Below are 22582 nucleotides of genomic sequence, written 5' to 3' on the forward strand. Positions count from 1 at the left end.
TTTCGGATGTCCTTCCAGCGCTGTGATGGGCGGCCGCTTAAGCCGCCAAGGCCAGCTCGAAGGCGCTGCGGTCGCTGCTGTCGGGGCGCTCGAACACCTTGCAGAACACCTTGACCACCCGGTCGCCCGAGTCGATCTGCTCGAGGGGGTCCTTGCGCAGCCGGTGGCGCAGGCAGCAGGCCACCACCCGGGCGATGTCGTCTTCGCTCACCTCGGTGCGGCCCTCAAAGGCTGCCAGGGCGCGGGCGGCGCGGTTGGTGACGATGTCGCCGCGCAGGCCATCCACGTCCAGCTCGCCACACACCGCCGAAATGCGAATGCGCAGGTCGTCGTCGATGGCCACGTGCGGCAGCCGCTGCTGGGCGTCCACCACCCGCGCCTGCAGGGCGTCCTGGGTGGTTTGCACGGCGTTGTTGAAGCTGTCGGGATCGCTGTCGAAGTTGGTGCGCTGGTCCACCACCTGCACCCGCAGCTCGGGATCGCGCACGGTGCGCACCTCCACGCTCATGCCGAAGCGATCGAGCAGCTGGGGCCGCAGTTCGCCCTCCTCCGGGTTGCCGGAGCCGATCAGCACGAAGCGGGCCGGGTGGCGCACGCTGACGCCCTCGCGCTCCACGGTGTTCCAGCCGGAGGCTGCCGAATCCAGCAGCACGTCCACCAGGTGGTCGTCCAGCAAGTTCACCTCGTCCACGTAGAGCAGGCCGCGGTTGGCCTTGGCCAGCAGGCCCGGCTCAAAGGCGCGCACGCCTTCGCTCAGGGCCTTTTCGATGTCGATCGTGCCGCAGAGGCGGTCTTCGGTGGCGCCCAGGGGCAGGTCGACCATCGGCACCTGGCGGGGCTCCACCGGCAGCTCCTCGCCCTGCTCGGCGCGGGCGCGCACCTCAGCGCTTTGCAGGTCGGGGTCGTCTGGGGAGCTGTTGTAAGGGTCGCCCGCCACCACGTCGATCTCGGGCAGCAGGTCGGCCAGGGCCCGGATCGTGGTCGATTTGCCCGTGCCGCGGTCGCCCATGATCATCACGCCGCCGATGCGCGGATCGATCACGTTGAGCAGCAGGGCCAGCTTCATCTCCTCCTGCCCGACGATCGCGGTGAAGGGGAAAACCCTGCGCTTGCGGGGGGCTGGCGTCACGGATGGCTGGCTGAAGTGGTTTTGGATTGTTTCACAGCTGGCTCTGGCACGGGCAGCAGGCTGAGCACCTGGGGCGGGGTGGCATCGGCCGGATAGATCAGCCGCACCTGCAGCTGGCGGCTGGCCCCCGGCGCCAGGCTCACCGTGCCCAGGGCGGGCCCCGGCTCGCCGGCCCGCTGCACCAGGTGAAAGCTGCGCCGACCGGCGGGGCGCACGGGGGCCCCCGAGGCGGAAGGCTCGCCATCGAGTCCCGTCACCTCCACCGTGCCGCGGAACATCACCGGTCGGCTGCCACTAGTGATGCCGCCAATGCTGTGGAAGCGCAGCCCGCCTGCTGCGCTGTCGCCCTTGATCGGCGATTCCAGCGCCAGCTGCAGTGCCACCGGCTTGGCCGTGTCGTTGCGCAGGGGGATGCTCAGGTCGTATTCGACGCCATAGTTGCCGTGGGCGGCCCAGGCCGTGCCGGGGTAGAAGGCCTGCAGCTCGGCGGTCTGCACCTGGCCGGTGCCCAGGGTGCCGCGCTCCAGGCTGCTGATCGGCCAGGAGATCGGCGCCCGGCGCACGCTCAGCCACCTCTGGCCGGGATCGGTGAGGCGGGTGCGCCAGACGCTGCCCACCTGCACCCCACTCACCCGCGAGTACACCATTCCGCCCTTGCTGCCCCGGGGGGTGGGGGCGTGCTCCCGGGGGCTCAGGCCCCCCTCCAGCAGCGCGGCCCAGGTGCTCGCGGCAGGCGGCTGGTTGCCGCTGCCGAAGGCGGCCAGGGTGGCCAGGCTCACGGGGCCGGAGCTCTCCAGGCGCATCTGCAGGTTGAGGCCGTTGAGCAGGGGGTCGAGGCCCCGCACCGGCAGGGGCAGCACCACCAGGGTGCTGGGGGCGCCGGGCGGCAGGGTCCAGCTGGCGGGCAGTTGGGGGCTGCGCTGGCGGGCCAGCAGCTCGGTGGCCACCCGGCTGCCGGGTCCGGCCCACACCGGCGTGCTGCCCTGGGCCATCAGGGCTGGCAGCGGCAGGAAGGGCGCACTGGCCTGGCCGGGCTCCACCGCCTGGGACAGCGCCGTGGAGCCGCTCAGCAGTTTCAACATCACCGGCTCCGGCCCGCGGGGAGCCGCCAGCACCGCCAGCCACAGGGTGGAATCCAGGCTCTCCGGCTTGCCGGCATACACGTGGTGGCTGAACAGGTCGAAGCGGCCGCTGAGGGCCACATCCAAGTGGGCCGAGGGCACGCCGCGGCCGCTGCCGGGGAAGGTGGAGAGCAGGATCCCCGGCTCGCGGATCAGTTCGGGGTTGTTGTCGTTCACCAGCAGCACCCGGTCGAGGCTGCCGCTGAGGGGCGCCACGGTTTGGGGGCGCAGCACGGGAGCTGGAGCGGTGGGCTTTGTGGGGGCTATCTGGCCCAGCGCACTGGTGGGGGCGGCCAGGACGGCCAGCAGCAGCAGGGGTAGGCGGGCGCGTCGCCGCCCTGAGGTGGGGTTCATTTGCGGCCTATCAGGGTTTTGGACACTTCGCCGGCCATGGCACGGATCAGATCTGCAGAACGGGGGTCGTTGAACGGGCCCTTGACCATGAACGCCGCCACGGCCCGCTGGCCATTGGGCAGTTGGATCAGGGCCGCATCGGAGTAAGCGATGCCGATGTCGCCGGTTTTGTTGTAAGCGGTGACCCCGAAGCTCAGCAGCTCGCTATCGGGGTCGGCAGAATCCTTGCCGAGCCCCAGCAGCAGCCCCAGGGGAATCAGGGTGTTGGTGCGGGAGGTGCCCATGATTTCCCGAAACAGATCGCGGGCCCTGGGGCTGAGTTTCTCGCCGGTGTCCACCAGAGCGATCGAGCGGGCCAGATCGCGGCTGCTGGTGGTGTTGGTGCCCTCGAGGTCGGGCAGCCAGTTGTTCACCGCTGTGGAAGGCAGGCCGATGGCGGTGAAGCGCGCGTTGAGGGCGGTTTTGCCGCCCAGGCGCTTGATCAGCAGGTTGGTGGCGCTGTTGTCGCTCACCCGGATCATCTCGGTGGCCGCTTCAAAGAACGGGAAGCGGGTGCCCACCGGCCGGCTCGCCATCCAGCCGGCACCGCCACCCACCACCTCCTTGGTGAGGGGCAGCGGCTCGTTCCAGCGCAACTTGCCGCTGTCGAGCTCCTCCAGCCCCGCCAGCAGGATCGGCGTTTTGATCGAGCTGGCGGCCGGCAGGGGCAGATCGGGCTGCAGTTGGGCGAAGCGACCGTCGTCGAGCACCAGCAGGAAGGCCGAGCTCTGAAGGCCTTTCTGGGCGGCGGCGAGCTGGGCCCAGCGCTGGCTCAGGGCTGTCAGCTCGGTGCGGGGTTCGAACTGGCCGGGGTCGAGCCCCTTGCCAGTGTTGGCGGCCGCGGCGTCGAGGCTGGGGGCCTCGATGGCGCCCTCGGCCAGGCGGGGGGCCAGCAGTTTGAGGCTGGTGCCGGTGATCACCCCCAGACCGATGCCCATCACCATCAAGCGCAACACCAGGCGCAGGGGCTGGCCCAAGCGGCTTTTGGGGCTGCGGGGCGAACGGCCGGCAGTCACAGGGCCATGCAGTCGAAGTGGACCGACGCTAAGGGGTCTGGCCAGGGCTAGCCCCCCGCTCAGTGGCCCAGCGCAGCTGGCGCACCATGCCGCGCACCAGGGCCACCTCCTCGGCCGAGATCTGGGCCCGTTGCAGCAGGGCTCGCAGTTTGGCCATGCGGGCGTGGGCGGTGTGGGGATAGAGGAAGCCCACGTCGAGCAGCAGGGCTTCGGCGTCGCCGAGCATGGCCTCGAGGGCCCGGCGGTCGCCGGGGTCGGGGGCCAGGCTCGGGGCTGGGGCCGCCGCAGAGGCGCCAGCAGCTCCGAGGCCGTGCCAGGTGTGCAGCACCAGGGCTGCAGCGTGGGAGAGGTTGAGGGAGCTGTAGGCCTCACCGCTGCCCAGGGTGAGCAGCCGCCCTGCCTGGAGCAGCTCGTCGTTGCTGAGGCCCCGGTCTTCCCTTCCAAACACCAGGGCCCGGGGGCTGGGTGGCCCCTCGGCCAGCCAGTGCAGGGCCGGCTCCGGGGCTAGCAGGGGCAGGGGTTCACCGGCGCGCCGGCCGCTGGTGGCCACCACCCGGTGGCAGTCGGCCAGGGCATCGCTGAGGCTGGGGAACAGGCGGGCCTGCTCCAGCACCCAGGCCCCATGCACGGCCATGCGGCGGGCCTCCTCGCCCAGGTGGTCGCAGCGGGGGGCCACCAGGCGCAGCTCCGCCACCCCGAAATTGGCGCAGAGCCTGGCGACGCTGCCGACGTTCAGGGGCCCGGCGGGCTCCACCAGCACCACGGCCAGCTGGGGTGTGGCGCTCACACCAGCCCGTTGAGATAGGCCAGCAGGTCGGCCATGGCCTGGGGCTCGGGTTGGAAGCGCGGCATCGGCGGGGTGCGGCCGCTCACCACCTGCTGGATCAGCTGCCGTGGGGCCTTGCGTTCCGCCACCCCGTGCAGGTTGGGGCCCACCAGGCCCTGGCCGGCAATGCCGTGGCAACCGGCGCAGTTGAGCCGGAACAGCCGGCCGCCGTTTTCACTGGAGCCGCTGAGCTCGAGGGTCTGGCGCGTGTAGGGGTCGGCCTGGGCTGCCGGCAGCACCAGCAGCACCGCCACGATGCAGGCGGCTGCCGCCATCCCCACCAGGGCGGCGATCAGGCCGCGGCGGCCGTTGGAGGCATCGGCTGCCGGGGAGACGGGTGCTGGGGAGATGGTGGGGGTCAGGGGTGGGCCGGTCACAGTTGATGCAGCGAGCTCGCGGTTAGAGCCTTGGTCGTGGAACAATTGTGCCCAGATTGTCGCCGTAACCGCCCCATGATCGAACCCCTGCTCTGCGGCATCGTGCTCGGTCTGATCCCCGTGACCCTGGCGGGCTTGTTTGTGGCGGCCTGGAACCAGTATCGCCGCGGCACCCTGCTCGACTGAGGCTGGTCTGCCTGTTTTCGGCCGTCAGGCCCGCTGCAGCAGCATCAGGCTGGTGCTGCCATAGCGCCGTTCATTCCGCAGCTGCCAACCGTCAGGCGTCGGCGGCACTGCTGAGCTGGCGCATTCCCACACCAAGGTGCCGCCGGGCTTGAGCCATGGGCCTGCGGCCACGCCAGCGGCAATCGCTGCATAGAGCCCGGCGGCATAGGGCGGATCGGCGTAGATCAGATCAAAGCCTTCGCGTTCAGGCTGGGCCAGCCAGCTGCCCACCTCGCGGCAATGCACCTCCCAACGGGGAGCTGCCCCGGCGATCGGCTCCAGCCCCTGATCAAGCCCCTGGCTCACCGCTTCCAGGTTGGCCCTGGCCACGACGGCGATCCGCCGGTCCTGCTCCACCGCCACCACGCGTCGGGCGCCCCGTTGCAGCGCCTCACAGGCCATCACGCCGCTGCCGCTGCACAGATCCAGCCAGGCGCAGTGCGCCAGCTCCGGCGCCAACAGGTTCATCACCGCCAGCCGCACCCGGGAGCTGGTGGGGCGGGCCGTGTTGCCGGGGGGGCTCTGCAGGCGCCGGCCACCGCTCAGCCGCAGGCTCATGGGGCGGCGAGCCAGGCGAGCCAGCCACGCAGGATCGCCTCCCCGTGGGGGCCGGATTTCTCCGGGTGAAACTGGCAGGCCCCGATGGCGCCCTGCCACACCGCGGCCGTGACGGCGGTGTCGCCGAAGCGCACCAGGGCGGTGTTGCAGGCCGGATCACTGGGTTCGGCGGCGTAGGAGTGCACGAAATACACCCAGGTGTCTGGGCCGCCGGCGGGTAGCAGCGGGCTGGGGTTGGCGGCGATCAGCGGCTCCCAGCCCATGTGGGGAATCGGCTGGCCCGGGCAGCGCGGTAGGGCCCGCACCCGGCCTTTGAGCAGGCCGAGGCCGGCCGCCGTGCCCTCGTCGCTGGCCTCAAACAACAGCTGCAGGCCCAGACAGATGCCCAGCAGGGGCTTGCCTGCGGCACACCAGCGGGTGATCGCTTCGGCCAGGCCGCCCTGGTGCAGTCGTTGCATCGCTGGATCAAAAGCGCCCACCCCCGGCAGCACCAGGGCCGTGCAGTGATCCATCTCTGCGGCGCTGGACACCGGCTGCACCACGGCGCCGAGCCGCTCAAAGGCCCGCTGCACCGAGTGCAAATTGCCCATGCCGTAGTCGATCAGGCCAAGGCGCGTCATGGGTGCGGGGAGAGGCTGGATGAGGCCGTGCTGGGTTGGCGCCGCCCAGGCTGCTCCAGCACCTGGTCGGGCGGAACGGGCAGGCTGTTGAGGACATCGAGCAGCTGGTAGAGGCGGCCGATGCGGCGGCGGTCGAAGTGGAAGTGCAGGCAGGGGCGCAGCAGGCCGTGGTCGTCGACGGTGTCGCGGGCCTGGATCACGCCCTCATCCACCAGATCGTCGAACTGAAGATTCAGGGCCTTGAGCTGCTCGCTCTGGAGGGCGGCATTGAGCAGCAGCTCGATGCGATCGTCGCCGAGCCGCGCCGAGTGGAACAACCGGTAGAAGTGGCTGATGCGGGCCACCGCCTCCTCAGCCGTGTGGGCTTCGCTCAGCAGGTCGCCGTCTTCCGGCGAGATCACGCCGCGGGCGGCCAGCCCTTCGTTGAGATCCCGCTGCCAGCCGCTCCAGAAGCTGTCGTCTTCGGGGGCGAGCAGCACTAGGGGGATCGGTTGGGTGCGGCCGGTCTGAATCAGGGTGAGCGATTCGAACAGCTCATCGAGGGTGCCGAAGCCCCCCGGCAACACCACCAGGGCGTCGCTCTCCCGCAGGAAGAACAGCTTGCGGGTGAAGAAATAGCGAAAGTGCAGCAGCCGGCCATCGCAGCTGCTCACAAAGCGATTGGCGTGCTGCTCGAACGGCAGATCGACGTTGAGGCCGATGCTGGCTTCGCAGCCGGCACCGCTGTTGGCGGCCTCCATGATGCCGCCGCCGGCTCCGGTCATCACCTCGAAGCCGGCTTCAACGGCACAGCGGGCCAGCTGCTCGGCCAGGCCGTAGCAGGGGTCGCTGGCGACGGTGCGGGCCGAGCCAAAGACGGTGATCTTGCGGGTGTCGCGATGGGGGTGAAACACCTCCAGCGCTTCGCTGATATCCGCCAGGGCGCCGCTGATCAGCCGCCACTCATCTTGGCCGCGTTCATGGCGACTCACCTGCAACAGCGACACCAGCGATCGTTCGATCAGGTGCCGCTGGGGGTGGTGTTCGAGCTCCTGGGCCAGAACCTGCAGCGGACTCTGGCCGAAACGGGATGGGTCGCTCAGATGTCTGCCCTCAACCAGCAGGGATGCTCAGAGGTACTTGGAAATCGTGCCTGAGAGGGTGGTTTTGGGTACGGCACCCACCACGGTGTCGACCTTCTGGCCGCCCTTGAAGATCATCAGGGTGGGGATGCTGCGGATCCCGTACTGGCTGGCGACGTTGGGGTTTTCGTCAGTGTTGAGCTTGAACACCTTGATCTTGCCCTCGAATTCGGCGGCGATCTCGTCCACGATCGGCGCAACCATGCGGCAGGGGCCGCACCAGGGGGCCCAGAAGTCGATCAGCACGGGTAGATCGCTCTTGAGCACGTCTTGCTCAAAGGAAGCGTCAGTGACAGCGGCAGCGCTGGACATCCTTGCTGGATCAGGGTTTCAGGGAATCTAGCAAGGTTATTTCGGGGCAACCATGGTCCGTTGCAGGTCGTGATCCGACCTGGCTGGGTGGCTGCTGACTGGCTGCCGGGGGAAGACAAAAGGCCCGGACGCGCCGGGCTGGAGGGTGTGAGGAGTGTGTGAGCCGAAGCCCCCACGCCTTCAAGCTAACGCCGCGATCTATTTGCCCATGCCCAGCTGCTGGGCCTTTTGATACACCTTGCCCTCGGTGAGCAGGGAGGGGGCCACCACCACCTCCACCTGCTGCATCTCCTTGATGGTGCGGGCGCCCAGGGTGCCCATGGAGGTGCGGATGCAGCCGAGCAGGTTCTGGGTGCCGTCGTCGAGGGAGGCGGGTCCGCGCAGGATTTTTTCAAGGCTGCCAGTGGTGCCCACTTTGATGCGGGTGCCGCGGGGCAGCACCGGGCTGGGGGTGGCCATGCCCCAGTGGAAGCCGCGACCGGGGGCCTCGGCGGCGCGAGCGATCGGCGAGCCGATCATCACGGCGTCGGCGCCGCAGGCCAGGCACTTGCAGATGTCACCACCGGTGACGATGCCGCCGTCGGCCACGATCGGCACGTAGCGGCCGCTTTCGTTGAAGTAGTCGTCGCGGGCGGCGGCGCAGTCGGCCACCGAAGTGGCCTGGGGGATGCCGATGCCGAGCACGCCGCGGCTGGTGCAGGCGGCACCGGGGCCGATGCCCACCATCACGCCGGCGGCGCCAGCCCGCATCAGCTTGAGGGCCACGTCGTAGGTGACGCAGTTGCCGATCACCACGGGCACGCCGAAGTCGCGGCAGAGGGCCTCGAGATCGAGGGTTTCCTGGCCCTCAGGGCCGATGTGCTCGGTGCTCACCACCGTGGCCTGCACGAAGAACAGATCGGCGCCGGCTTCCGCAATGGCCTTGCCAAACTTGAGGGCTGCCACGGGTGTGGCACTCACCGCAGCGATGCCGCCCTGCTGCTTGATTTCAGCGATGCGCTGGCGGATCAGGTCTTCCCGCACCGGCTGGCTGTAGAGCTCCTGCATCAGCGGCACGAAGCTGTCGCGGTCGACGGCGGCGATGCGATCGAGGGCAGGGTTCGGGTCGTCGTAGCGGCACTGGACGCCCTCCAGGTTGAGCACACCCAAGGCGCCCTGCTTGGCGAGTTCCACACACATGCCCACATCCACCACGCCGTCCATGGCGCTGGCGATGATCGGGATCTCACGGGTGATGCCGCCCAGGGTCCAGCTGCTGTCGGTGACGGCGGGATCGACGGTGCGGCCGCCCGGAACAAGGGCGATCTCGTCGATGCCGTAGGCGCGGCGGACGACGCGATTGCGACCGAGCTGGATGTTCACCGAAAACCTGCGTATTCGGGCCACCGTATCAAGCGGCCCGCTGGCGATCGGCTTCGTTGAGGAGGTCGTTTCGGCGGTCTGTGATGCAGTTCAACCTTTGCCGCGGAAGGCCTTCCAGCGGTTGCTCACGCTGCTCAACAGCCGTTCCCGCTCGCTGCTGCGCAGCAGCTTGGGCACGCCATAGCGCACCGTCCACACCACGCCAGCCAGCTCCAGCAGCCCGGGCACGAGCGGCAGGCTGTCGAGGGTGCTCAGCACGGCGTTGTAGACGCGCAGCACCAGCAGCAGGCCTACCAGGGCCGCCAGGAGCGTGACGGGTCTGCGGGCCTTGCTCCAGAGGTTCTGCAGTTCGCCCTGGTTGAGCCACTGGCCCAGCTTCTGCAGTAGCAGCTCCCACTCGCCGCCCTCTCCATCGCTCTCACCGTCTGCAAATGGGCCTGGCTGGGTTGCGAGGGGGGCTGGTGTGGGCTCCACCACCAGGGTGGTGGCGACGCTGGGATCGGGGGGTGCGGTTACCGGTTCGGCTGCGGGCTTGGCAGCAACCGTCTTGGCAGCAACCGTGTCGAGAGGTTGTTCAACCGGGGCTTCAGCGGTTTGTTCAACAACCTGTTCAACACATTCAATCTGCTCAATCGGCTCAATCGGCTCAGCCAGCTCCACCGATTCCACCAACTCCACCGATTCGACTGCTTGCTCAGCCGGCTCGGGAGTGCTCTGGTTGGGCGGGACCGATTCGGGGCTGCTCGGGTCGGGGCTGCTGGTGGTGTCGTCGGCCATGGCAGGCGGCGCCGCGGGTGCACAGGTGTGGCGGGAGCTTAGGTGTGGTTGGCAGCTACACCAAAACCCGGCCTACCCACAGCTCAGGCTTCGATCGGCAGCAGGCTGGGGCGAGGGCTCAGCGGCACCAGGGGCAGCCGCAGCGGGAAGGCGCCGCTGCGCAGGGCTTCCGCCAGCGCTTCGGCGGCGGCGGTGGCCAGCCGCGGGCTATTGGAGGGGGCGCAGGCCACCGGGCGGCCCCGCACCGTGATCGTGCCGCTGAGCAGCTCCGCATAGGTCACCGCCCCCAGGCTGGGCTTGACCCGCCGCGGCACCGAGAGGTCGAGCACGGGGGCCTCCAACGCCTCCGGACCGGCGGCGGCCTGGCGCGCTACCGAGCCATTGATCAGCGGCACCGGCGCCGCGATCGCCACCAGCAGGGCGCTGCCGTGGCCCTCGAAGAAGCAGGGGCGCACCCACTCGGGCCGCAGGTCGTGCAGATCCACGCACACCGCGGCCGCCGCCCCCGGGGTGCGGGCATGGCCGCTGGCCTGGCGGCGGCAGCCGGGCTGGTGGCCGCTGCCAGCCCCCACCACCCAGCCGAGGGCGCCCCCCACCAGCACCGGTGAGCCCGGGCCCAGCAGCGACAGCCCCGGCATGGTGAGGCCGATGCTGCCGGCGCCGCCGCAGGAATAGAGGGCGTTGGCGGCCGGCCCCAGCAGGGTGCCGTAGGGGCTGGGGCAGGGGCCTTCGGCCTGGCTGAGGGCCACCACCCCGTTTTCACTGATGGCCCGGTGCAGCAGCAGGCGGCCGGTGCCGATCTGCTCCAGGCCCAGCTCGGTGTGCAGCTCGCGGCGGGGGTGCAGGGCGGTGGCCTCGCCACTGGCGTCGAATGGCAGCGCCTGCCCCTGCAGCAGGGCGGCCAGCAGCTCAGCGCCGCCAGGGGCATCGCCAAGCCCGCCGCCAATCGGCAGCACCAGCTCGCCGCTGCCGCAGCCCGCCAGCCCCTGCACGCCGGCCAGCTGTCCAGCGCGCAGGCGAATGGGTGGATCCGTGGGCCCGAGGCTCAGGAGCAGGCTGGCCTGGTCGGTGAAGCCCGCATCGGCGGCCACCACCACATCGGTGGCGGCGTAGGCCTCGGCCAGCCCGGCTTGCTGCACCAGGCTCCGAAACTCGGCGGCGGCGCGCACCTGCAGCTGGCTCCGCTCCTGTTTGCGGCGCAGCTCCGCCTCCTGGCGTGGCGGCAGTTCACGGCTACTCATCGCGAGCTTGGCGCTGATTTGGGCATTTCCCGGGGGGCTTCGATAAACTGACCCTTGCTCAAGACGGTCATCCATGGCGGACCCCAGCGGACCCGGTGCTGGCTCACCGGGGGAGTCCGGCGGCAACGGCGATTCGCGGATCATCCAGACCGATCTGCGCAACGAGATGTCGCGCTCCTATCTGGAGTATGCGATGAGCGTGATCGTGGGTCGGGCCCTGCCCGATGCCCGCGACGGCCTCAAGCCGGTGCACCGGCGCATCCTGTATGCGATGTACGAGCTGGGCCTGACCAGCGACCGGCCTTACCGCAAATGCGCCCGTGTGGTGGGTGAGGTGCTCGGTAAGTACCACCCCCATGGCGACACGGCGGTGTACGACGCCCTGGTGCGGATGGCCCAGGACTTCAACATGCGCATGCCCCTGGTGAATGGGCATGGCAACTTCGGCTCGGTGGACGGCGACCCCCCGGCCGCCATGCGCTACACCGAGTCGCGGCTGCAGGCGCTCACCACCGACAGCCTGCTCGAGGACATCGAAGCCGAGACGGTCGACTTCGCCGACAACTTTGACGGCTCCCAGCAGGAGCCCACCGTGATGCCAGCGCGGATTCCGCAGCTGCTGCTCAACGGCTCCACCGGCATCGCCGTGGGGATGGCGACCAACATCCCGCCCCACAACCTCACCGAGCTGATCGACGGGATGTTGGCGCTGATCGCCAACCCCGAGATCGACGATCTCCAATTGATGGCGATCATCCCGGGGCCCGACTTTCCCACGGGGGGCCAGATCCTGGGCCGCCGCGGCATCCGCGAGACCTACACCACCGGTCGCGGTTCGGTGACGATGCGCGGTGTGGCCTCGATCGAAACGGTGGAGGTGAAGGGCCGCCCCGATCGCGATGCGGTGATCATCACCGAGCTGCCGTTCCAAACCAATAAGGCCTCGCTGATCGAGCGGATCGCCGAGTTGGTGAACGACAAGAAGCTCGAGGGCATCGCCGACATCCGCGACGAATCCGACCGCGACGGCATGCGGATCGTGATCGAGCTGCGCCGCGACGCCTACCCCCAGGTGGTGCTGAACAACTTGTTCAAGCTCACCCCGCTGCAGAACAACTTCAGCGCCTACATGCTGGCGTTGGTGAAGAGCGAGCCGGTGCTGCTCACCCTGCGCAAGATGCTGCAGGTGTTCCTCGACTTCCGCGTCGAGACGATCGAGCGCCGCACCCGCTACTTCCTGCGCAAGGCGGAGGAGCGCGACCACATCCTGCTCGGTCTGCTGCTGGCCCTCGACCAGCTCGATCCGATCATCGCCCTGATCCGGGCCGCCTCGGATGCGGCCACGGCCCGCCAGCAGCTGCAGGAGCGCCACGGCCTCAGCGAGATCCAGGCCGACGCCATCCTGCAGATGCAGCTGCGGCGCCTCACTGCCCTGGAGGCCGACAAGATCCGGCTCGAGCACGAAGACCTCGTGGCCAAGATCGCCGACTACAAGGACATCCTGGCCAACCGCGAGCGGGTGCTCACGATCATCACCGAGGAGCTCGGTGTGATCCGCAGCCGCTACCTCTCGCCCCGCCGCACCGAGATCCTCGATCTCGAAGGCGGCCTCGAAGACATCGACCTGATCGCCAACGAGCGCTCGGTGGTGCTGCTCACCGAGAACGGCTACCTCAAGCGGATGCCGGTGAGCGAATTCGAGGCCACCAGCCGCGGTACCCGTGGCAAGGCCGGCACCAAGAGCCAGGGTGAGGAGGCCGTGAAGCTGTTCATCAGCTGCAACGACCACGACAACCTGCTGCTCTTCTCGGATCGGGGCGTGGTGTACACCGTGCCGGCCTACCGGGTGCCGATCTGCAGCCGGGCCGCCAAGGGCACGCCGATCGTGCAGATGCTGCCGATTCCCCGCGAGGAGCAGATCACCTCGTTGCTGGCGGTGAGTGAATTCGCCGAAGATGCCGTGCTGGTGATGCTCACCAGTGGTGGCTATGTGAAGCGCACCCGGCTCTCGGCCTTCGCCAACATCCGCTCCAACGGCCTGATCGCCATCTCCCTGGAGGACGGCGACGCCCTCACCTGGGTGCGGCTGGCCCAGCCCGGCGACAGCGTGCTGATCGGCTCGCGCAACGCCATGACCATCCACTTCCGGCTCAGCGATGAGGAGTTGCGCCCCCTGGGTCGCACCGCCCGGGGTGTGCGCGCCATGAACCTGCGCGCCGGCGATCAGCTGGTGAGCATGGATGTGATCCCGGCCGAGCTCGCCGACCAGGTGGCCAGCAGCGCCGGTGACGACGCTGAAGATGCTGAGGAGGGCGATGAGGTGGCGCCGAGCGAGGGCCCCTGGGTGCTGGTGGCCAGTGCCAGCGGCCTGGGCAAGCGGGTGCCGGTGAATCAGTTCCGGCTGCAGAAGCGGGCCGGCATGGGCCTGCGTTGCATGAAGTTCCGCCGCGACGGCGACGTGCTGGTGGGCCTCAAGGTGCTCGGTGCCGGCGAGGAGCTGCTGCTGGTGAGTGAGAAGGGGGTGATCGTGCGCACCCAGGCCGACGCCATTCCCCAGCAGTCCCGCGCTGCCACCGGCGTGCGCCTGCAGCGCCTGGACAGCGGCGACCGCCTCACCGAAGTGGTGCTGGTGCCGCCCGCGCCGGAAGAGGAGGAGGCTCCTGCTCTGGAGGTGCCCGCCCTGGAGGTGGTTGCCGATCCCCAGGCAGACGCGAGCAACGCTGATTCGCCAGAGGCCTGAGCGCCTGATGCCCACAGATGTGCTGGTTGTGGGCGCAGGCCCAGCGGCCCTGGCTATCGCCGCTGAGCTGGCGGAGCGCCAGCTGGCCGTGGCCGTGCTGGCGGCGGCTGATCCTCGCGATCCCTGGCCCAACACCTACGGCATCTGGGGCGACGAGGTGGATGCCCTCGGCCTGGGCCATCTGTTGGAGCACCGCTGGAGCCACACCTGCAGCTACTTCGGCTCCGGCAGCAGCGATCCTGCCGATTCGGCCAATAGCCCCACCCGCCACGGCCGCGACTACGGCCTGTTCGACAAAACCCTGCTGCAGCAGTTCTGGCTGGAGCGCTGCGAGGTGGCTGGCGTGCAGTGGCTCCGGGGGGTGGCGCAGGAGCTGGCCCTCGCCGATGGCCGCAGCCAGGTGCGCTACGCCGATGCTGCTGAGCCCCGTGGCGCCGATCCAGCGGTGATCGAGGCGCGGCTGGTGGTGGATGCCAGCGGCCACAACGCGGTGTTTGTGCAGCGGCCCGACCGGGGGCCGGTGGCGGGGCAGGCGGCCTACGGCGTGGTGGGGCGGTTTTCGGCGCCGCCGGTGGAGCCCGGGCAGTTCGTGCTGATGGATTACCGCGCCGACCATCTCAGCGCCGCGGAGCGGCAGGAGCCCCCCACGTTTCTGTATGCGATGGATCTGGGCGGCGGCCGCTTTTTCGTGGAGGAAACCTCCCTCGCCCTGGCGCCGCCGGTGCCCTATGCGGAGCTGCAGCAGCGGCTGGAGCGGCGCCTGGCCCATCGCGGTGTGGCGATCGAGCAGGTGGAGCACGAGGAGTTCTGTCTGTTTCCGATGAACCTGCCCCTGCCGGATCTCGATCAGCCGGTGCTGGGCTTCGGTGGGGCCGCGGCGATGGTGCATCCGGCCTCGGGCTACATGGTGGGGGCGCTGCTGCGGCGGGCCCCGGCGGTGGCCTCAGCGGTGGCGGCGGCGCTGGACGCCGATCCGGAGGCTCCCTCGGCGGCGCTAGCCCGGGCCGGTTGGCAGGCGCTGTGGCCACAGGAGCTGCGCCGCAAACACGCGCTCTACCAGTTTGGGCTCGAGAAGCTGATGCGCTTCTCCGAGCCCCAGCTGCGCGCTCACTTCTCCACCTTCTTCTCCCTGCCCAGCGCCCAGTGGTATGGGTTCCTGGCCAACACCGCCAGCGTGCCGGAGCTGCTGGCGGCGATGGTGCAGCTGTTTGCCACCGCCCCCTGGAGCGTCAAAGCTGGCCTGATGGGCATGCAGGGGCGCGAACTTCAGCTGGGTCTCGGGCTGATCTGGCCTGCTGGCCCTAGCCCGGCGGCTGACCCGGCAGGGGCACCCAGTCCGCCGCGTTGAGCAACGGGAACAGGCCGTCTTCAATGGCCACGGCCTTGAGCCATTCGGCCGGCAGCTCGGTGCCGTGGTCGATGGCATCCAGCAGGCGCCAGAAGCGATCGAGGTGGCGCTCAATCCGCTCCTTGGCCAGTTCGGTGGTGGTGCCGGCCCGCAGGATGAAGCTCCAGTCGGAGCTTTGGGCCAGCAGCAGCTCCCGGCCCGCCTGGGTGAGCAGGCTGCGCTGGGCCTCGCTGGCCACGCCGCGCTGCACCCGCCCCACCATCGCCTGGGAGGCCCGCTGCCACTCGGCCACCACCCAGGCATTGGTCTCGTTGAGCCAGTAGTCGTGGTAGCCCCCCTGGCCCCAGCTGCTGGGGGAGGGGCGGCACACCTGCAGGGGATCGCCGCCCGCCAGGCTCTCGCGCAGGGTCACCAGGCGCACGCCGGCCTCGCTGGCCTGGCGGAACAGGGCCGCCAGGAACTGGGGGCCCTCAAACCACCAGTGGCCGAACAGCTCGGCATCGAAGGGCGCCACCAGCAGCGGCCGCCGCTCCATCGAGCCGGCCAGGCCGGCCAGCTCTTCAGCCCGGCCGTCCAGGTAGGCCACGGCGTGCTGCTCGATGCGCTCAGCGGCGACGGCGGGCGCATAGGGCTGTTTCTGGTCGAGCGGGCAGCCCTGGGCCGTGACCCGGTGCAGTTTCAGGCCCAGGGGCCGGCGGCTGTGGATGCCGCGGGCGGTGAGTTCGCTTTCGGGCAGGTCCCAGCCCATGTCGCGGTGGAATTCCCGGTAGGCGCCATCGCCGGGGTAGCCCTCGCGGGCACTCCACACCGGCAGGGTGGCGCTGCTGTCGCGGCCGAAGAAGGCGGCCCCCGCCGGAGAGCAGATCGGCGCAAACACCCCGTAGCGGGGCCGGGGCAGGGCGTGCAGCAGACCGTGGGCGTCGAGCAGCGAGTAGCGCAGGCCGGCGGCCACCAGCTGCTGGTCGAGCCCCTCGTAGTAGGCGCACTCCGGCAGCCAGATGCCGAGGGGCCTCTCGCCCAGCAGCCGCTCGTGCTCCCGCACCGCGGTGACCAGCTGGCCACGCACCGCCTCGGGCACCTGGCGCAGCAGGGGCAGGTAGCCGTGGGTGGCGCCGCAGGTGATCAGGTCGAGCACACCCTGCTGCTGCAGGCGCCGGAAGCGGGGGATCAGGGCCCCCTCGATCTGGATCCACTGCTCCACCACCGCCTCGAGCTGGCTGGCCAGGTGGGTGGCAGCCTCGCCGAGCTCCTGCGGCGCCTGCTGCAGCAGCTCCTGGCGCTTGGCGATCCAGGGCAGGAAGCGGGCGTTGAGGGGGCGGTCGGCCAGCAGCGACAGCAGGGTGGGCGAGAGGCCGAGGGTGAGCCGGGCGTGCTGGCGCCGGTCGGCTGCGGCGGCCTCCAGCACAGCCAGTAGGGGCAGGTAGCACTCCTGCAGCGCCTGGAAATACCAGTCTTCCTCCAGCGATCCGTGTTCGCTCGAGCGCACGTAGGGCAGGTGCGCGTGGAGGACGAGGGCCAGATCGCCTGCGGCCATGACCTTCCCGCTGTATGTGCACTGTAGGCGCAACGTTCGGGCGCCCCCTACAATGGGGCTAACTCATAGCCAGTCCGCTTAAGGACTGGTTCGCCCCAGGAGTCCTGATGGCCCGCGATCCCGGCCGCGTTCTGATCTTCGACACCACGTTGCGCGACGGCGAGCAGTCGCCCGGCGCCAGCCTCAACTTGGAAGAGAAGCTGGCGATCGCCCAGCAGCTGGCGCGCCTGGGCGTCGACATCATCGAGGCCGGCTTTCCCTTCGCCAGCCCCGGCGATTTCAACGCCGTGCAGCGCATCGCCGAAACCGTCGGCACGCCGGATGGCCCCACCATCTGCGGCCTGGCACGGGCTGCAGCCGGCGACATCAAGGCCTGCGCCGATGCGGTAGCGCCGGCCGCCCACAAGCGCATCCACACCTTCATCGCCACCAGCGACATCCACCTTGAGCACAAGCTGCGCAAGAGCCGCGCCGAGGTGCTGGAGATCACCGCCGAGATGGTGGCCTACGCCCGCTCGCTCGTCGACGACGTCGAGTTTTCCTGCGAAGACGCTGGGCGTAGCGATCCGGAGTTCATGCATCAGGTGATCGAGGCGGCGATCAACGCCGGTGCCACCACGATCAACATTCCCGACACGGTGGGCTACGCCACCCCGGCGGAATTCGGCGCCCTGATCGCCGGAATCAACACCAGCGTGCCCAACATCAACCAGGCGGTGATCTCGGTGCACGGCCACAACGACCTGGGCCTGGCGGTGGCCAACTTCCTCGAGGCCGTCAAGAACGGCGCTCGCCAGCTGGAGTGCACGATCAACGGCATCGGTGAGCGGGCCGGCAACGCCTCCCTCGAGGAGCTGGTGATGGCGCTGCACGTGCGGCGCAGCTACTTCAATCCGTTCCTAGGCCGGCCGGCCGAGAGCACCGAGCCGCTCACCGGCGTGCGCACCGAGGAGATCACCAAAACCTCACGGCTGGTGAGCAACCTCACCGGCATGGCGGTGCAGCCCAACAAGGCGATCGTGGGCGCCAACGCCTTTGCTCACGAGAGCGGCATCCACCAGGACGGCGTGCTCAAAAACCGCCTCACCTATGAAATCATCGACGCCCGCACCGTCGGCCTGGCCGACAACCGCATCTCCCTGGGCAAGTTGAGCGGCCGCAGCGCCTTCCGGGCCCGGCTCGAGGAGCTCGGCTACACCCTCGAGCGCGAGGATCTCGACGACGCCTTCGCCCGTTTCAAGGAGCTGGCCGACCGCAAGCGGGAGATCAGCGATCGGGATCTCGAAGCGATCGTGAGCGAGCAGGTGCAGCAGCAGGACGACGGCAGCTTCACGCTCAAGAGCGTGCAGGTCAGCTGTGGCACGGGTCTGCAGCCCACCGCCACCGTCACCCTGGTGGATGCCGACGGCGCCGAGCTCACCGAGGCGGCGATCGGCACCGGTCCGGTGGACGCAGTGTGTCAGGCGCTCAACCGCCTGGCCAACGTGCCCAATGAGCTGGTGGAGTTTTCGGTGAAGAGCGTCACCGAGGGCATTGACGCCATGGGCGATGTGACGATCCGGCTGCGCCAGAACGGCGTGCTCTATTCGGGCCACTCCGCTGACACCGACATCGTGGTGGCTGCGGCCCAGGCGTTTGTGAATGCCCTCAACCGGCTGCTGGCCGGTAACCGCAGCGTGCCCCTGCACCCCCAGAAGGCGCCGTTGCCGGTGGTGGGCGACCTGCCCCTGGCCGAGCGGCCGCGGGTGTGAAGCGCGCTTCCCTGGTCGCTGCTGCCCAGCTGATCTTGCTGCTGCTGGTGGCGCTGGCAATGCTGGTGCCGCTGCTGTGGCTGGTGAGCACCTCGCTCAAGGGCCCGGCGGAAGACATCTTCACCAGCCCGCCGTCGCTGTGGCCCAGCCAGCCGAGCCTAGAGGCCTACACGCGGCTGTTCACTGACAACCCGATTGCCACCTACCTGTTCAACAGCACGATCGTCAGTGGCCTAGCGGTGCTGGCCAATCTGCTGTTCTGCTCGCTGGCGGCCTACCCGCTGGCGCGGATGCGCTTCAAGGGGCGGGGCCTGGTGCTGGCCCTGGTGGTGGCCACGATCCTGATCCCCTTCCAGGTGGTGATGATCCCGCTGTATCTGCTGATGGTGCAGATCGGTCTGCGCAACACCCTCTGGGCCCTGATCATTCCCCAGGCGGCCACAGCCTTCGGCATCTTCCTGCTGCGCCAGAGCTTTCTGGGGGTGCCGGTGGAACTGGAGGAAGCGGCCCGCTGCGACGGCTGCACGCCGCTGGGGGAGTGGTGGAACGTGATGATCCCGGCGGCTCGGGCCGACCTGATCACCCTGGCGATGTTCGTGTTCATCGGCACCTGGAGCGACTTCCTCTGGCCGCTGGTGATCCTCGATGAGCCCCAGCTCTACACCCTGCCCCTGGGCCTGCAGCAGCTGGCCAGCAGCTTCTCACTCGACTGGCGCCTTGTGGCGGCGGGTTCGGTGATTTCGATCCTGCCGGTGCTGGTGCTGTTCATCGGTCTGCAGCGCTACATCCTGCCCAGCGCCAGTGGCGATGCGGTGAAGGGCTGAGGGATCGGTTTTGGCGGGCCTGGCTCAGTTTCCAGGAGGCGGGGTTTTCAGCGGCGGTAACGGCGGCAGCAGGGGTGGCTGATCGCCGCGGGGCGGGACGCCGTTGGGTGTGCCAGAGGGGCTCCGCAACCGGGCCAGCTCAGCCCGCAGGCTTGCGGTTTCACGGCTCAGGATGTCGATGCGAGCGCTGTTGCGTTCCACCGCCTGGAGCCGTTCCACGGCCGAGCGCACCTGCTGTTCGAGGCCGGTGCTGCGCTCGAGGGTGCGGCTGTTTTCCAGGCCTTCCACCCGCTCCTGCAGCTGGCGGATCGTGGCGCTCTGCTGGCGGGCTTTGCCAACGATCACCAGAAACAGCACCACGAGCATGGCGGTCACGCCGGCCTGCAGCCAGGGCACCCAGGCCAGGGGCGCGGGCGAGGTGCTGGCTTGCGGCTGCTCGGGGGTTGGAGTCATCAAGGCACGGGGCCTGAACTACTCCGATCCTGGCGGGCGGGCCCGCGTTTGTCAGGGGGGAGGCGGTGGATTTGTGAGGTGGGGAGGGCTGGGCTGCAACCCCAAGCGCGCTCCAGCGCTCCGCACAGAACAGGGTCCGGGAAGGATCAGCCAGGGTCAAACAGCCGCTTGCCGTCGGCGCGTTTCTGGCGATGGCGCCGCGCTTCCCTCCGGCTGAATTCGCTCACCGTCGGGTTGGCCACCACCGGATCCACGTGGGCCACCTGCTCCCACAGATCCCGCGGCGCCCAGCGCACCGTGTGCGCCACCCGGTCGTGCTTGGTCACGTGGCACCAGCGGCTGCTGCCGCAGGCCGGACAGAACAGCTCTTCGAGCCATTCGTTGCTCAGCACCAGCACTGGATAGGCCTGGATCACCAGCTTCGCCTTTTTGTCAGCCATGCCGCGGGCTTTGAGCTGCTCGGGAGTGAGCAGGTGCAGGAAATACTTCCTGCCGTTGCCCTCGATCCGCTGTTCCGGGTGGGCCGGGCAGAACAGCTGGCGCCGTTGCAGCCGCCGCGAGCGCCGTGGCGCATCGCTCGCAGGGTTGACGGGGCTTTCGGTCATTCCAGGGGGCAGGGGTTGTTGATCAAAACGTGGCGCCGCTGCTGCAGGTTGCCGCACGGGTGCCTTCAGCGCTGTGCCAGTGCCCCCAATTGCGCCCGATCGCAGCTGCTCCAGGCTGTCTGGGCCTCTGGCGTGGACGCCACACCGAGCTTGTTGAGGGCGGTGCGGGCCAGCAGCTGCTGCGCCGCGAGCTGCTGGCGCCGCCGCTCCTGTTCCAGGTCCCAGCGGCGACGCTCCGCCCCATCCTGTTGGCGCCAGCGGGCCAGTGCCTTGACGTGGCGCTCGAGCTCCAGCTCCTGGTCGTCGCGGGTGAAACGCGCCAGCAAGGCCGGATCGGGGGCTGGGGGCTGGGGCAACGGCGCGTAGCCCTGCTGGTTGAGCTGGTTGAGCGCGGCGTTGCTGCCATTCAGGCTCTGCAGCTGCTGTTTCACCGCCGGTTGCTGGCGGCGGCAGCGGCTCACCAGGGCATCCAGTTGCCGCTGCCGCTCGGCTTCCGCAGCCCGCTGGCGCTCAGCCTCTCCCCGCCCGAACCCGTTGCAGCCCAGCAGCAGCAGGGCCGCCGCAGCGCACACCAACAGGCTGCTGGCCTGGCTGCTCTGGCGAAGGATGGAGCTGGCCTCCGTCCGCTGCATGGGGGATCGACAACCGCTTCCAACCAACTGGATGGCGCGACGCCTGTCAAGCAAAATCACTGGCCCAGCCGGATCACTGGCCCAGCTGCCGGGCCGCCTGCAGCAGTTCGGCTTCGGTGGCGGCATACACCGCTTCGGCTTCCTCGGCGCTGCGGCCGATGCAGGTCATGCCGAGCTTGCCGTATTCCGACAGGCAGCCCAGCAGGTGAAACACGCTGCCGCGCAGCTGGGCCGGGTCGAAGTGCAGCCCCGCCTCGGCCACGATGTCAATCAGGTCCACCGGCAGCAGCCCGCGCAGGTGGGGGGCGGTGAGATTGTCGGTGGCCTTGTAATGCAGGGCTTGGCCGCTGGGGGCGCGGTAGAGCCCGCTGGCCGGATCCAGGGTGCCGCTCGTGATGGCGCTGAGGGCCATGTAGGGGTGGGTGGTGCCCCCTTGGCGCAGGTTCACCTCGATCGCCTGCAGGTCCCAGCGGTCGCCGAAGCGACGGGCGATGAAATCCACCGCGTAGCGCTCCAGCGCCCCCTCCTTCGCCAGGGCCTCCCCCACTGCTTGGCCGTGGCGCATCAGCGCCAGCCGGTAGGGCTCTGCCGCCGGGAAGCTGCAGCCCAGGTAGGTCTGGCCGCTGGCGCCGCCCAGCACCTGCTCATGGCTGGAGAGCACCTCCACTTGCCCCGGCTGGCCGGCCGTGCCGGGGTGAATCGTGCCCTGCACGCTCGGGGAGCGCAGGGCCTCTCCCCCCTCCAGCCAGGCTTCCACCAGCGCTCCCTGGGGCCCCAGCTGCTCTTTCCATCCGGGTGATGGCATCGGCAGCACCTCCAGCGCCTGGCGCAACCGCCGCCGGCGCTCCGCCGCGCTGAGTTCGGCCAGCTGCAGGGGCTCCAGCGCCAGCGGCGCGTTGCCTTCGCCGCTGAAACCCTCATTGAGCTTCACCACGCATTGGCGCAGCTCGGGATGGGCTTCCCAGAGTGCGGCGGTGGCTTCGGTGAGGTCATCGAGGCTGTGGGTAAGGGGCGAGCCGGGCGGGTGGGGCACGCTGCAGCGGGCAAACAGCTCGCGGCTGCCGGCCTTGCTGCCCCAGTAGCCCAGGGCCGGATCGGTGCCCAGCAGCGGCACCTGCAGCCGCTCGGAGAGCTGCTTTTCCAGGTCGCTCACCACGAAGCAATTGATGAAGCTGCGCCCCGGCCGCAGCAACTCGGCGATCCGCTCCAGCAGCGCCGGCCGCTCCAGCAGCTTGGCGGTGAGCGGCCGGTTGGAGGCGTCGTCGGTGTCGACCAGGTGCAGCCGCCGCCGCGCATGGGAGGTGGGCACCCCCGGCAGCAGCTCCAGCACCGCATCTACCACCAGCTCCGCCAGGGGCTTGCTGGTGGCGTACACCATCCGCACCCCTGGATCCCGCAGCCGGATCAGCGAAAACAGCTGCCGCTCCTCGTAGTGGTGGGCGCCCGTCACCAGGTCGATCTGGCTCTGGTCCATCGACAGGGACGGCACCATCAGCACGTCCACATCGGGCCCCTGGGCCTGGTTGACCCGGCTCCACTCCGGCTGCAGCTGGGCCTGGAGCTCGCGGAAGCTGAGCGGCGTCATGGCGGCAGGTGCAGGATCGGGGCCTGTCCACC

At 69.4% G+C, this 22582-nt stretch carries 22 protein-coding genes; 5 read left to right on the plus strand and 17 right to left on the minus strand.

Features of this window, described 5'->3' with window-relative positions; all coding sequences use genetic code 11:
* Window positions 1–37: 37 nt before the first annotated feature.
* The 5 genes from bchI to KBY57_RS05225 are packed head-to-tail and all read right to left on the minus strand — an operon-like array spanning window position 38 to window position 4760.
* On the minus strand, window positions 38–1129 hold the full coding sequence (gene bchI / locus KBY57_RS05205; RefSeq protein WP_254987486.1) for a magnesium chelatase ATPase subunit I: 1092 nt from the start codon (window positions 1127–1129) through the stop codon (window positions 38–40).
* A complete protein-coding gene (locus KBY57_RS05210) occupies window positions 1126–2604 on the minus strand; it encodes a DUF3370 domain-containing protein (protein WP_254994819.1) in 1479 nt (492 codons plus the stop codon). The genes bchI and KBY57_RS05210 overlap by 4 nt, the downstream gene beginning before the upstream one ends.
* Entirely contained in the window at window positions 2601–3659 is a 1059-nt protein-coding gene (locus tag KBY57_RS05215) for a serine hydrolase (protein WP_254994820.1), read from the minus strand. Before KBY57_RS05215 ends, KBY57_RS05210 begins: the two co-directional genes overlap by 4 nt.
* 28 nt (window positions 3660–3687) lie before the next feature.
* The gene (locus KBY57_RS05220) at window positions 3688–4446 is read right to left on the minus strand and encodes an RNA methyltransferase (protein WP_254994822.1); all 759 of its coding nucleotides are present in this window, start codon (window positions 4444–4446) and stop codon (window positions 3688–3690) included.
* Entirely contained in the window at window positions 4443–4760 is a 318-nt protein-coding gene (locus KBY57_RS05225; protein WP_094559844.1) for a c-type cytochrome, read from the minus strand. Before KBY57_RS05225 ends, KBY57_RS05220 begins: the two co-directional genes overlap by 4 nt.
* 177 nt (window positions 4761–4937) lie before the next feature.
* Here KBY57_RS05225 and petG point away from each other — a divergent pair, with 177 nt between their 5' ends.
* The gene (petG, locus tag KBY57_RS05230; RefSeq protein WP_094559756.1) at window positions 4938–5048 is read left to right on the plus strand and encodes a cytochrome b6-f complex subunit V; all 111 of its coding nucleotides are present in this window, start codon (window positions 4938–4940) and stop codon (window positions 5046–5048) included.
* A 24-nt stretch (window positions 5049–5072) separates the two neighbouring features.
* Here the strand turns inward: petG and rsmD are convergent, their stop codons facing one another.
* From rsmD to KBY57_RS05265, 7 genes are all read right to left on the minus strand, one after another.
* Window positions 5073–5645: a 16S rRNA (guanine(966)-N(2))-methyltransferase RsmD gene (gene rsmD, locus KBY57_RS05235; protein ID WP_254994823.1), complete on the minus strand. Its 573-nt coding sequence runs from the start codon at window positions 5643–5645 to the stop codon at window positions 5073–5075.
* Window positions 5642–6265, minus strand: a complete 624-nt coding sequence (gene hisH, locus KBY57_RS05240; protein ID WP_254994824.1) for an imidazole glycerol phosphate synthase subunit HisH — start codon at window positions 6263–6265, stop codon at window positions 5642–5644. The genes rsmD and hisH overlap by 4 nt, the downstream gene beginning before the upstream one ends.
* Window positions 6262–7251: a TIGR00730 family Rossman fold protein gene (locus tag KBY57_RS05245; RefSeq protein WP_254994826.1), complete on the minus strand. Its 990-nt coding sequence runs from the start codon at window positions 7249–7251 to the stop codon at window positions 6262–6264. The genes hisH and KBY57_RS05245 overlap by 4 nt, the downstream gene beginning before the upstream one ends.
* A gap of 123 nt (window positions 7252–7374) precedes the next feature.
* Entirely contained in the window at window positions 7375–7698 is a 324-nt protein-coding gene (gene trxA, locus KBY57_RS05250) for a thioredoxin (protein WP_094559760.1), read from the minus strand.
* A 198-nt stretch (window positions 7699–7896) separates the two neighbouring features.
* Entirely contained in the window at window positions 7897–9060 is a 1164-nt protein-coding gene (locus tag KBY57_RS05255; protein ID WP_254994827.1) for a GuaB3 family IMP dehydrogenase-related protein, read from the minus strand.
* Window positions 9061–9150: 90 nt separating this feature from the next.
* Window positions 9151–9837: a CAAD domain-containing protein gene (locus KBY57_RS05260; protein ID WP_254994829.1), complete on the minus strand. Its 687-nt coding sequence runs from the start codon at window positions 9835–9837 to the stop codon at window positions 9151–9153.
* 83 nt (window positions 9838–9920) lie between these two features.
* Entirely contained in the window at window positions 9921–11078 is a 1158-nt protein-coding gene (locus tag KBY57_RS05265) for a homocysteine biosynthesis protein (protein ID WP_254994831.1), read from the minus strand.
* 73 nt (window positions 11079–11151) lie between these two features.
* On the opposite strand from KBY57_RS05265, the gene gyrA reads away from it, so the two are divergent.
* Both gyrA and crtL read left to right on the plus strand, forming a co-directional pair.
* Entirely contained in the window at window positions 11152–13818 is a 2667-nt protein-coding gene (gyrA, locus tag KBY57_RS05270; RefSeq protein WP_254994832.1) for a DNA gyrase subunit A, read from the plus strand.
* Window positions 13819–13825: 7 nt separating this feature from the next.
* Complete coding sequence (gene crtL / locus KBY57_RS05275) at window positions 13826–15166, plus strand: lycopene beta cyclase (RefSeq protein WP_254994833.1); 1341 nt, start codon at window positions 13826–13828, stop codon at window positions 15164–15166.
* Here crtL and KBY57_RS05280 read toward each other — a convergent pair.
* Window positions 15120–16700: a glycoside hydrolase family 57 protein gene (locus KBY57_RS05280; RefSeq protein WP_254994835.1), complete on the minus strand. Its 1581-nt coding sequence runs from the start codon at window positions 16698–16700 to the stop codon at window positions 15120–15122. The genes crtL and KBY57_RS05280 overlap by 47 nt on opposite strands.
* Window positions 16701–16807: 107 nt before the next feature.
* Between KBY57_RS05280 and KBY57_RS05285 the strand changes: the two genes are divergently transcribed.
* Complete coding sequence (locus KBY57_RS05285; protein WP_254994836.1) at window positions 16808–18451, plus strand: 2-isopropylmalate synthase; 1644 nt, start codon at window positions 16808–16810, stop codon at window positions 18449–18451.
* A 59-nt stretch (window positions 18452–18510) separates the two neighbouring features.
* Entirely contained in the window at window positions 18511–19275 is a 765-nt protein-coding gene (locus tag KBY57_RS05290; protein ID WP_254994878.1) for a carbohydrate ABC transporter permease, read from the plus strand.
* Window positions 19276–19299: 24 nt separating this feature from the next.
* On the opposite strand, the gene KBY57_RS05295 is transcribed toward KBY57_RS05290, so the two are convergent.
* The 4 genes from KBY57_RS05295 to KBY57_RS05310 all read right to left on the minus strand — a co-directional run bounded on the left by KBY57_RS05295 (window position 19300) and on the right by KBY57_RS05310 (window position 22550).
* Window positions 19300–19728: a hypothetical protein gene (locus KBY57_RS05295; RefSeq protein WP_254994837.1), complete on the minus strand. Its 429-nt coding sequence runs from the start codon at window positions 19726–19728 to the stop codon at window positions 19300–19302.
* Window positions 19729–19874: 146 nt separating this feature from the next.
* Window positions 19875–20333 carry a hypothetical protein gene (locus tag KBY57_RS05300; RefSeq protein WP_254994838.1) on the minus strand — a complete coding sequence of 153 codons (459 nt, stop codon included), beginning with the start codon at window positions 20331–20333 and terminating at the stop codon, window positions 19875–19877.
* Between the two features lie 65 nt (window positions 20334–20398).
* Window positions 20399–20965: a hypothetical protein gene (locus tag KBY57_RS05305; protein ID WP_254994839.1), complete on the minus strand. Its 567-nt coding sequence runs from the start codon at window positions 20963–20965 to the stop codon at window positions 20399–20401.
* A 73-nt stretch (window positions 20966–21038) separates the two neighbouring features.
* Window positions 21039–22550, minus strand: coding sequence for a peptide ligase PGM1-related protein (locus KBY57_RS05310; protein WP_254994840.1), 1512 nt, complete (start codon window positions 22548–22550; stop codon window positions 21039–21041).
* Between the last annotated feature and the right edge of the window lie 32 nt (window positions 22551–22582).

Origin of the sequence: Cyanobium sp. Aljojuca 7D2 (assembly GCF_024346415.1) — a bacterium.
Classification (GTDB): domain Bacteria; phylum Cyanobacteriota; class Cyanobacteriia; order PCC-6307; family Cyanobiaceae; genus Cyanobium_A.